Annotated in this window: 8 protein-coding genes; all 8 read right to left on the bottom strand. The window is 68.8% G+C overall.

The features are described from left to right. Window positions 1-486, bottom strand: a 486-nt coding sequence (locus P3W85_RS27475) for an electron transfer flavoprotein subunit alpha/FixB family protein (RefSeq protein ID WP_430869630.1), incomplete at its 3' end; no start/stop codon positions are given. Continuing rightward, window positions 483-1283: an electron transfer flavoprotein subunit beta/FixA family protein gene (locus tag P3W85_RS27470; RefSeq protein WP_276267069.1), complete on the bottom strand. Its 801-nt coding sequence runs from the start codon at window positions 1281-1283 to the stop codon at window positions 483-485. The genes P3W85_RS27475 and P3W85_RS27470, both read right to left, overlap by 4 nt. After that, entirely contained in the window at window positions 1280-2722 is a 1443-nt protein-coding gene (locus P3W85_RS27465; RefSeq protein WP_276267068.1) for a hypothetical protein, read from the bottom strand. The genes P3W85_RS27470 and P3W85_RS27465 overlap by 4 nt, the downstream gene beginning before the upstream one ends. A gap of 10 nt (window positions 2723-2732) precedes the next feature. Next, the gene (locus P3W85_RS27460; RefSeq protein ID WP_276267067.1) at window positions 2733-4898 is read right to left on the bottom strand and encodes a (Fe-S)-binding protein; all 2166 of its coding nucleotides are present in this window, start codon (window positions 4896-4898) and stop codon (window positions 2733-2735) included. Between the two features lie 79 nt (window positions 4899-4977). Continuing rightward, the gene (locus P3W85_RS27455; RefSeq protein WP_276267066.1) at window positions 4978-7170 is read right to left on the bottom strand and encodes an FAD-dependent oxidoreductase; all 2193 of its coding nucleotides are present in this window, start codon (window positions 7168-7170) and stop codon (window positions 4978-4980) included. 118 nt (window positions 7171-7288) lie between these two features. Beyond that, window positions 7289-8332 carry a heme-dependent oxidative N-demethylase family protein gene (locus P3W85_RS27450; protein WP_276267065.1) on the bottom strand — a complete coding sequence of 348 codons (1044 nt, stop codon included), beginning with the start codon at window positions 8330-8332 and terminating at the stop codon, window positions 7289-7291. Between the two features lie 8 nt (window positions 8333-8340). Beyond that, entirely contained in the window at window positions 8341-9303 is a 963-nt protein-coding gene (locus tag P3W85_RS27445; RefSeq protein ID WP_276267064.1) for a PDR/VanB family oxidoreductase, read from the bottom strand. After that, the coding region (locus P3W85_RS27440; RefSeq protein WP_276267063.1) for a dimethylamine monooxygenase subunit DmmA family protein at window positions 9300-9731 on the bottom strand (432 nt) is incomplete at its 5' end. The genes P3W85_RS27440 and P3W85_RS27445, both read right to left, overlap by 4 nt.

Below are 9731 nucleotides of genomic sequence, written 5' to 3'. Positions count from 1 at the left end.
GAAGGACCCCGGCCGCACGGTCAGCACCACCGTGGCGCGCCCGGGAAACTCCATCTCCACGTTGACCTTCTGCCCGTAGCCCGAACGGGTCGCGACCCAGCCGCCGGCATCCCGCTCCACCTTGAACACATCGGTGGTGAAACCATGGCCGTCGCGCGCCACCAGCGGCGCGGCGTAGCCCAGCGTGTCCACGCTGTGGGGCAGCAGCACCAGCGAGGGCTGGCGCGCGGCGATCAACGCGCGCACCGATGCCTCGTAGACCTCCGGATCGAAGGCGTCGCCGGCGCTCTGTACGGTCACGATCTCGTCGACGCCTGCCAGCTTCAGCGATTCGGCGTATTGCCCCGGGTCGGCGGCAATCACCGCCACCTGCACCGGTTCACCGCTCGCCGCCTTCAGCGCTGCCGCCAGGCCGATCAGCTCGCGGCTGACCGGGCGCAACTCTCCCTTGCGATGCTCGCTTATCACCAGAATGCCCGCCATCATGCCTCTCCCCTGAATTCCTTGATGATCCTTGCCAGTTGCGATGCCTGTTCCGCCGGTGTTCCCTCGATCATCTGCGCCCGCCCTTTCTCCGGCACATACATGCGCCGCACCCGCGATAGCGAACCGGCCGCGCCGGTGTCGCCCGCGGCAAGGCCGATGTCCTGCGGCGAAACCACCTCGATCGGCCGTTGCGCCGCTTGCTTGATGCCGCGCAGCGACGCATAGCGCGGTGTGTTGATGCCCAGCTGCAAGGTGAGCACCGCCGGGGTAGCGATCCTGACCGCGGCATAGGTACCGCCTTCAAGCTCGCGCCGGACCGTTGCCGTGCGCTCGCCCGGGGCGTACTCGAGCGCGGCCACCACCGCCGCGTGAGGCGCGTCCAGCAAGCCGGCCATGGCCATGCCGGTGGCGCCGAAGGCGTGATCGGAAGCCTGCACCCCGGCAAACACGAGATCCGCCGACTCGCGCCGCGCCAGTGCGGCGAGCACGCGCGCCACCGCGATCGGGTCGGCTTCTTCCAGGGCGTCGTCCCAGATACGGATTGCCCGGTCGGCGCCCTTGGCCAGGCATTTGCGCAGCTCCTCGTCCGCGCTGCCGGGCCCCACCGTGGCCACCACCACTTCGATGCCTTCGCCGCCCGGGCCTTCCTTCAGCCGCATGGCTTCTTCCAGCGTGTAGTTGTCCCACTCGTTCAGGTCATGCACCAGGAAGTCGGGATCGATATCGCGGCCATCGCCGCGCATCTCGAAATCCTCGTCCAGGGTCGCCACCTGCTTGATCGTCACCAGTATCTTCATATCGTCTCCATCGTCGTCAGCAGTGCTTGTTGTGTGGCTCTGGTCCGGGCCCCGCTCCGCGCCGCGGCTCGCATGCCGGCCTGGCGGGCGAAATGGCCGAAGATCCGGAACCGGACCTGCGCATCCGGATCGCCGCGCATGCGCCAGCGATCCAGGTCCGTCAGGTTCGGGTGCTCCAGCACCATGGCGCGGTGCAGGGCATAGCCGTCCTGCCGCAGGGGCAGCAGGACATCGCGCGGCGCCATGCGGTTCAGGATCACCGCGCGGCGCACGTCGGGACTCTCGTGCGCCGCCAGCCGGGCCAGCCGCGCCGGCGAGGTGGCCGGATTGCGGGCCACGCCGGCCAGCACGTCCACGTCGGTGCTGCGGGCAAGGCGGCGCAGCAGCGGCGGCGCCAGGTCGTCGCGGTAGGCAACGCCCGCCTGCACCCAGCTGGCCGGATCGGCTGCAAGCCGCGCCAGCAAGGCGGCGGGGCAAGCCGGATGCCGGGCTGCCGCGCGCCTTACCTCGGCCTGCGCATCCCCCGCGGCAAGTGCCAGCAGGCCCGGCGGGCAGGCTGCATTGCGCGCCACGGTGCGGCGCACCCAGGCGTCCTGGTCTTCCAGCAGCCAGCCGGCCATCCGTGCCGACAGGTCGGCGCGCCCGGCCAGCGCACGGCGCACGCCGCCATCGGGATCGAAACAGAGCGTCAGCAAAGCCTGCGCCGGCATGGCGGCATGGGCGGCGGCGGCCTGCCGCACGCTGGCGTCGCCATCGCCGGCAAGCTGCCGCAGCAATGCCACCGGCACGCGTGCCTGCTGCGCGAGACAACGCCGCTCCAGCACCGACCCCGGCATGGCCCGAAGCAAAGGCGCCGGGCAATGCGGATGCAGCAAGACCTGGGCGCGAACCGCCGCCTCGCCGGCCGCCGTCCACAATGCCAGCAGGGTGTCCGCGCCGGTGGCGAGGTTGATCGCCAGCAGGCGCTGCAGCGCAGGCAGCTGGCGCCGCTCCAGCGCCGCCAGTACATCGGGGGCGGCGCCGGCGTTCTCGCACAGCGCGCGCAGGATTTCGACCTGGCCGGCGCCTTCGGCGATTTCCGCCAGGATCGCGCGCGGCATCTGCGCGTGCCTTGCCAGCAGCAGGCGCAGGCGGCCGCTGTCCGCGCCGCGCCAGAGCGCCACCAGGCTGGCCGCGGGGGCCGCGGGATTGCGTGCGAGCCGAAGCCCCACCATGCCGTCAGCGCCGGCGATCCCGGCGAGCCGCGCCAGCACTGCCGGTGCGACAAACCCGGCCGACGCCAGCAGCAGGCGATCGCGCCGGGCGCCGAACAGGCGCGGCGACAGCCACTCGCGATGCACTGCCGGGGCATGGGGATAGAGCGCAGCCGCCGCATATGGCTCCACGTCCTCGAGGGCGCGCCGCAGCAGCTCGCTCCAGTGGCGGCCGGTGAATTCCATCGCCGCGCGCTCAGGCTTCGACCAGGCCGGCGACGGTGCCGTCCGCCTCGGCCACCACGTCCGCGGGCGCGGCCAGCGCGTCGCGGATCATCTCGATCAGCTCGCGCACCACGAACCTGCCCTCGTAGCCGCTGGTCTTCAGCGCGTCCTCGAACATGGTCAGGTCCTTCGGGCAGCACACCACGAAGACTTCCAGCCCTTCGATGCCGGCGGCCTCGCGCATGCGGTTCTGCGATGGTTTTTCCGCGCCGACCGGGTCGGGCATCCAGATGCGGCCGCCACCGGCGCCGCAGCAGAATGAATTGTCGCCATGGCGCGGCATCTCCACCAGCTCGCAGCCGATCTGCTTGAGGATGTCGCGCGGCGCGCCATAGCCCTTGTTGAAGCGGCCCAGGTGGCAAGGATCGTGCAGGGTCACGCGCAGGCGCTGCGGCTGGCGCACCTTGATCTGGCCCTGCTCCAGCATGCGCTGCACGAAGCTGGTGTAATGCTCGATCTCGTAGCTGCCGCCAAAATCCGGGTACTCGTTGCGGATGGTGTTGTAGGAATGCGGGTCGGTGGTGACGATGCGCTTGAACTGCGCGGTGCCCAGCGTCGCGATATTGGTCTCCGCCAGCAGTTCGTAGAGCCCTTCCTCGCCCACGCGGCGCACATCGTTGCCGGCATTGGACTCGCCCTCGAACAGCAGGCCGAAGTTCACGCCCGCCTCGTGCAGCAAGGTGGCGAACGCCTGGCTGACCTTCTGGTTGCGGGGATCGAACGAGGCGTAGTCGCCGACGAACCACAGCAGGTCCACCGGCTCCTTGCGCGCGTCCTTGATCTCGAACGGCAGCGACTTGGTCCAGGCCGCCCGCTTGCGCTTGGACTCCCCGAAGGAGTTGCCGGTCTTGTGGATGGTCTGCAGGGTCTTCTGCAGTTGCGGCTCCATATCGCCGTCTTCCACCAGCTTGCGGCGCATCTGCACGATGATGGGCACATGCTCGATCGCCACCGGGCAGATCTCCACGCAAGCCATGCAGGTACGGCAGGACCACAAGGTCTCCATGAACACCTGGCCGCCGTCCTTGCCATGCGGGCTCAGCTTGACCTCGTCCGGCAGGGCCTGCTTCTGCAGTGCGTCGTTGGCGAACTCGCGCAGCGACAGGATCACGTCGCGCGGCGACAGCGGCGCGCCGGACGCCTGCGCCGGGCACGCCTCGTGGCAGCGGCCGCACTTGGTGCAGGCATCCAGGTTGAGCAGGTGCTTCCAGGTGAAATCGGTGATCGTGCCGTAGCCGACCTTGTCCCCCGTGGCCGCCTGGCGCGGCAGGCGCTGCGCGGCCAGCGGATCGCGCAGCATCAGCGAGCCGGCGGCGGTAAAGATGTGCTTGACCTTGGTAAACGGGATCAGCGCGATCAGCGTCAATGCCAGCAAGCCGTGGAACCACCACAAGCCGCCGCGCAGCGCCCCCGCCACTCCGGCGCTGACGCCCACGGCGCGCATCGCCTCGGCCAGCGCGGCGCCGAACGGCGACCACCAGCGCAGCGCCCACACCTCCGGCCGCTCCTGCAGCCACACCAGCCGTGCGGCCTCCAGCACGTAGCCGGTGACGCCGATGATGATCAGCGCCCACAGGAAGGCCCAGTCCTCGCGGCGGTAGCCGCTGCGGTCGTAGCCCGGCTCGCCCGGCTTGCGGTCCGGGCGCGTGTAGTCCAGCTTGGGCGGCTTGATCCAGCCGCGCCGGATCATCATGTAGACCAGCCCGGCGATCATGGCGACGCCGGCGCAATCGAGTACCAGCGAGAACCACAGGTAGAACTTGCCGTGCCAGAAGCGCAGGCCGAACAGCTTCCCGGTGATGTCGTAATCCAGCGTGATGGTGGCGGTGCCGATGAACAGCAGCGCAAAGCCGTAGAAGATCAGCCGGTGGGCGCGGCCGGCGGCGGCATCGCGCCGGGCGATGGTGCGATGGCTGGCCACGGTGCGCAGCATCTGCATGAAGCGCGTGCCGATTTCCAGCGGCGTGCCCAGCGGCTGGCCGCGCCGGTACTTGCGAATCTGTACGTAGCAGCCGTAGCAGAACACGCCGATGGCGGCGAAGCCCGCCAGGTAGAACAGCACGATGGCGGGTGACGAGAATCCTTCAAACAGGACCCGGGTCACCTGGAGCGGGTCGAACTTGTCTGCGGCTGGCATGGCGGCTTTTCGTCCGTGTGGATGCGGGGGCGCGAAACGTCCGGAGGGAACGGCCTGCGCGGCCGTCCTCCGCCCGGGGTCAGATCTTGTAGATAATCTCGAACGTGCCTTCCTTCTTGTGCGGCACGCCCCAGACCGGCACCTCGCGGCGGTAGGGCAGCGGGATCTGCGGATCGCCTTCCTCGATCTCGCGCGCCAGGCGCTGGCCGCCGAAGGTGGCATCGGCGATCAGCCGCGGCGCTTCCGCGTCGCCGATCAGGTACACGCCCTTGATGCCGGCGCTCTCCCAACGGTCCTGCGCGGCTTTCAGCTGGCGATGGAGGCTATCGTCGGAACGGCGTCCGGTCACCAGCACCAGCGAGTCGAACTCCAGCCAGCGGTGGCTCTTGTTCTCGTCGCGCGGCGACTTGCCCGGGCCGCGATAGGTGCGGCGGGAGCCGTCGCCCCAGATGTTGTAGATCTCCAGCCGGCCCGGCTCGATGCGGCTGCAGAAATGGTCGCCCATCTCCTTCACGTGGAGCTCGTGCAGGCGCCGCATCATGTTCGGGTATTCCAGCGTGAAGTGCATGTAGTTGGCCAGGTGCACGCCGCTGACGATGGTCACCTCGTGGCCCGCGGTGGCCAGTTTCTCGGCCAGGCTCGGAGCCATGAAGTAGGTGTCGGCGTTGAGGATCACCACCCGCTTGCCGATCTTCTTCTTGCCGGCGATCACCTGCTCCGGCGTCAGCTGGTCGTCGCGCGAGGCGTCCGCGCCCGGGATCGGGTCGTGCGTCAGGCAGTTGGTGCCGTCGGAGACCCAGTGCGAGCCGGTGGCGATCACCACCTTCTCGGCGCCGTATTCCAGGATGGCGTTGGCCGTCAGCGCCTTCTGCCCGAGCGCGAGCTGGCTCTGCTTGTTCTTTTTCAGCAGCTTGTTGATCTGGGTCTCGCGGTAATCGCGGTGGTAGCCCCACTCGCCCAGGCCCGGCAGCGTGACGATCTGGTTCAGGTGGCCGCCGATCTTCTCGGCCTGGTCGACCAGGTGGACGGTATGGCCGCGCTCCATCAGCACGCGCGCGCATTCCGATCCGGCCGGGCCGGCGCCCACCACCAGCACCGCGTCGTCGGACTTCTTCCTGGCGAACTTCTCCGGGTGCCAGCCGCGGCGGTATTCCTCGCCGGCGGTGGCGTTCTGCGTGCAGATCATCGGCGGCCCGCCGATCTCCCAACGCGAGATGCAGACATTGCAGCCGATGCAGACGCGGATATCGTCGATGCGGCCTTCCTCGATCTTCTTGGGCAGGAACGGGTCGGCAATCGACGGCCGCGCCGCGCCGATGATGTCGGCGATGCCCTTGGTCACGATCTCGGTCATCTTCTCGGGATCGGTAAAGCGCCCCACGCCCAGCACGGGCTTCTTCGACACCTGCTTGATAAAGCGGGTCCACGGGATCTGGTGGCCCTGCAGGTTGAAGCGCGAAGGGCCGGCATCCTCGCCCCACTCGGCGATGTCGCCCACGTCCACGTCCCACAGGTCGAGCAGGGAATCCGCCATCTCGACGAACTTCATGCCGTCCTGCTCCACCTCGATGCCGGCGCAGCCGTACAGCGAGTCCACCGCGAAGCGCGTGGCGATGGCGCAGTCGTCGCCCACCGCGCGGCGCACCTTCTCCAGCGTCTCCAGCCAGAAGCGGGCGCGGTTCTCCAGCGAGCCGCCGTACTTGTCGGTGCGCTTGTTGTAGTAAGGCGAGAGGAACTGCAGCGGCAGGTAGGAGTGCGCGCCGTACACGTAGACGATATCGAAGCCGGCGTCGCGTGCGCGATAGGCGGCGTCGACATAATACTGCTGCACCTGTGCGATATCGCGCAGGTCCATCTCCTTGCAGTAGGTCAGCGTCTCGAACTCCGACGCGTACTGGCTGGGGCCGCGCGGCGTGGCGCGGCTTTCCATGCAGGGCGCATGCGCGCCGCCGTACCACATCTCGATGCCGGCCAGCGCGCCGTACTTGTGCACCTCATCGGTCATCGCGCGCAGGTTGCGCACATCGCCCTCGTCCCAGATCCGCGCGGACATCCGGTGCGTGTCGTCCGATTCCGGGTGGATGGAGCAGTATTCCGTATTCAGCGCGGCCCAGCCCCCTTCCGCCTTCAGCGAGCGGTGCGCCGCCTGGAAGCCGGGCAGCGTGGACCCGGCGCCGATGCAGTGAGGCACCTGGTAAAACCGGTTGCGCAATGTCTTGGGACCGATCTGGATCGGTTCGAACAGGATGTCGTAGCGTGGGTCGCGGGCCATTTTTTTGTCTCCAGCCGGTTTGTGGAGCGAACGCGCAAGGCGTCGCAGGCAGTGCGGAGCGCGCTGGCTCCGCATTGAATCTTCCGTGGGTGCCGATCTTGCCGTGTCTTCGCCGCGCTTATCCCGGGGCGGTGCCCGCGCCGAGGGCGCGGCCGTCGTCGTACTGCGCCAGCCAGCCGATCGCGGCCTGGCGGTAACGCGTGATGCCCTTGTAGTCGACCAGTTCCTCCGGCAGCGTGCGCAGCACGCGGTGCAGGCGCGCCGCCCACTTGGGCACCGTGGCCAGTTCCTGCAGGCTGATCAGGTAGCAACGCACGCCAAAGCCGATGGCGTTGCTGCGCGGCAGCCGGAACAGGGTCTGCAGTTCCACCCGCAGGTGCACCAGCCCGCCCGCGTTCTCGCGGGTGACCGAGGCCCGGTCCGCGCCCCACTCCGGATAGCGCTCCGGTGAGGTGTCGAGGCGCGGGTGGATCGTCATGGTCCAGTTCAGCCGGCGCACCGGCGCGCCCACGCGCAGATGCAGCAGGTACTTCAGGGCACGGTCGAAAATGCCCAGCTCGTGCGCCAGCGGCACGGGCCCGTGCCACTCGCTGAAGCTCATGCCCAGATCGAAATCCAGCGACCAGTCGGCTTGCGTGGTGACCATGCCGGCATCCATGAACAGGTTGTCCTGGCGATGGTCCATCAGCACCCAGTCGCCCTGGTTCTGCCGTGTGATGTATTCCAGCGGCGCACAGGGCAACGTCGCGGCGTCGCCGAAGACGAAGTCCTGGCGCAGGCCCAGCAGGCGGTTCTCCCAGGTCCAGCGCGCGCCATCGCGCGTCAGCGTGAAATGCGCGGGATAGGCGGCCACGAGCGACGCCATCATCAGCTCCAGCGTGTCCCACTGCGCCTGCATCATGTGCGGCAGGGCCATGCAGCGGCCCGGGTCGCGGGCAAGGACCAGGGCGCGTTCGCGGCATTCGCCGATATAGTGCTCGTCGATGTCGAAGGGATGTTCGGTGACGCTGCCCGCCGGCCCGGCGCCATGCGGCTCGATATTGACCGAGTACATGTACCGGTCTTCGGGGAACGGAAACGGAAAGCGCTGGATCGCCGCCGGGCTGTTGGCGTAGTCGAAACTGCCGCGGAAGGTTTCATCCGTCTTGAACGTGGGTTGCATCAAGCCTCCTAGATCGCCAGTACCAGGCGCCGGCAATTCGCCCGGGAGACGCAGGGCATCAGCTTTCGGCCGCCCGCCCTTTCCTCGGCGGAAAGATAGTGATCGTGGTGGACCAGTTCGCCGTCGGTTTCCAGCACCTCAAGCTCGCACTGGCCGCAGGCGCCGCCGCGGCACAGGTAGGGCGCCTTCACGCCGGCCGCCTCGATCGCTTCGAGCAGGCTGGCCTGCGCGCCGACCTGGACGGTGATGCCGCTGCGCGCGAGCACCGCCTCGAACGGCGCGCCCGCCGGCGGTGCCAGGAACTGCTCCCAGTGCACGTGGCCGTCCGACCATCCCGCGGCGCCCGCCGCGCGGCGCACGGCGTCGATCATGCCGGCAGGACCGCATACATAGACATCGGTACCCAGCGGCTGGCCCGCCAGCACCTTGGCGAAGTCCGGTTGCTGGCCAGCGTCCTCCACATACAGATGCAGCCTCTCGCCGGCCAGCCGGTGCAGCTCGCCGGCAAAACCGGCGTGCGCCTGGCTGCGCACCGCATAGTGCAGCTCATAGGGGGTCCCCAGCCGTTGCAGCTCGGCCAGTTGCGAGAAGAACGGCGTGATGCCGATGCCGCCGGCAATCAGGATATGTTTGCGGCGCGTCTTGAGCAGCGGGAAGAGATTGACCGGGGCAGAGACCCGCAGGAGCGCGCCCTCGCTCACCCGCTCGTGCATGAAGCGCGAACCGCCCCGCCCTTCGTCGACCCGGCGCACGCCGATCTGGTACCGGCCGGTCTCCCAGGGGGAACTCATCAGCGAATACGGATTGCGATGCAGGCGGCCCTCGCCCTGCATCTCGACCACGATATGGCTGCCACCCGAGAAGGCGGGCAGCTCGCCCCCGTCGGCGTGCTCCAGCGTGAAGCGCTTGACCAGCGGCGTCACGGCCTCGATCCGCGCCACGCGCACCGGCATGCTGTCTTGCGGTTTCATGCTGCCCCCGGCGTTTCCGCGTCGGCCATCACGCCCATGAAGGCGGCGAGGCGGCGCGAGTAATGATCGCGCACCAGCAGCTTGCGGCGGCATCCCGCGCAAGCTGCGATACCGCCAGCCACCGCTTCGTTGCAGGTGCGGCAATGCACGCAATAGACCCGCCGCAGGCCCGGCGCCACGCATTCGCATTGCATCTCGGCGGGATCCAGCCCGTGCCGTTCGGCCAGCCGGCTCGCCTGGGCGAGGAAGTCCTCGTCGCCTGCGGCGTAGAAGCGCAAACCCATCGGCAGCGATGCCAGCGCCTTGCCCAGTTCGTCGAGCAGCGCCGCGGTCGACGCGGCGACCGTGACATCCGCGCCGGCGGCCAGCACCGCCTGCGTCAGGTCGGCGCCGGCCCCGGCCGCGTACAGCAGCCTGCAAACCCCGGC

It is taken from the genome of Cupriavidus basilensis, assembly GCF_029335485.1.
In the GTDB taxonomy this organism is placed as follows: domain Bacteria; phylum Pseudomonadota; class Gammaproteobacteria; order Burkholderiales; family Burkholderiaceae; genus Cupriavidus; species Cupriavidus basilensis_E.
Note: the sequence above shows the minus strand (reverse complement) of the source record. Positions and strands in the feature narration are given on the sequence as shown.

Excerpts from the sequence above, each read along its gene's own strand:
- P3W85_RS27445 (WP_276267064.1), bottom strand. The coding sequence starts at position 9,303 with ATGAAACCGCAAGACAGCATGCCGGTGCGCGTGGCGCGGATCGAGGCC.
- P3W85_RS27460 (WP_276267067.1), bottom strand. The coding sequence starts at position 4,898 with ATGCCAGCCGCAGACAAGTTCGACCCGCTCCAGGTGACCCGGGTCCTG.
- P3W85_RS27455 (WP_276267066.1), bottom strand. The coding sequence starts at position 7,170 with ATGGCCCGCGACCCACGCTACGACATCCTGTTCGAACCGATCCAGATC.
- P3W85_RS27470 (WP_276267069.1), bottom strand. The coding sequence starts at position 1,283 with ATGAAGATACTGGTGACGATCAAGCAGGTGGCGACCCTGGACGAGGAT.
- P3W85_RS27465 (WP_276267068.1), bottom strand. The coding sequence starts at position 2,722 with ATGGAATTCACCGGCCGCCACTGGAGCGAGCTGCTGCGGCGCGCCCTC.
- P3W85_RS27450 (WP_276267065.1), bottom strand. The coding sequence starts at position 8,332 with ATGCAACCCACGTTCAAGACGGATGAAACCTTCCGCGGCAGTTTCGAC.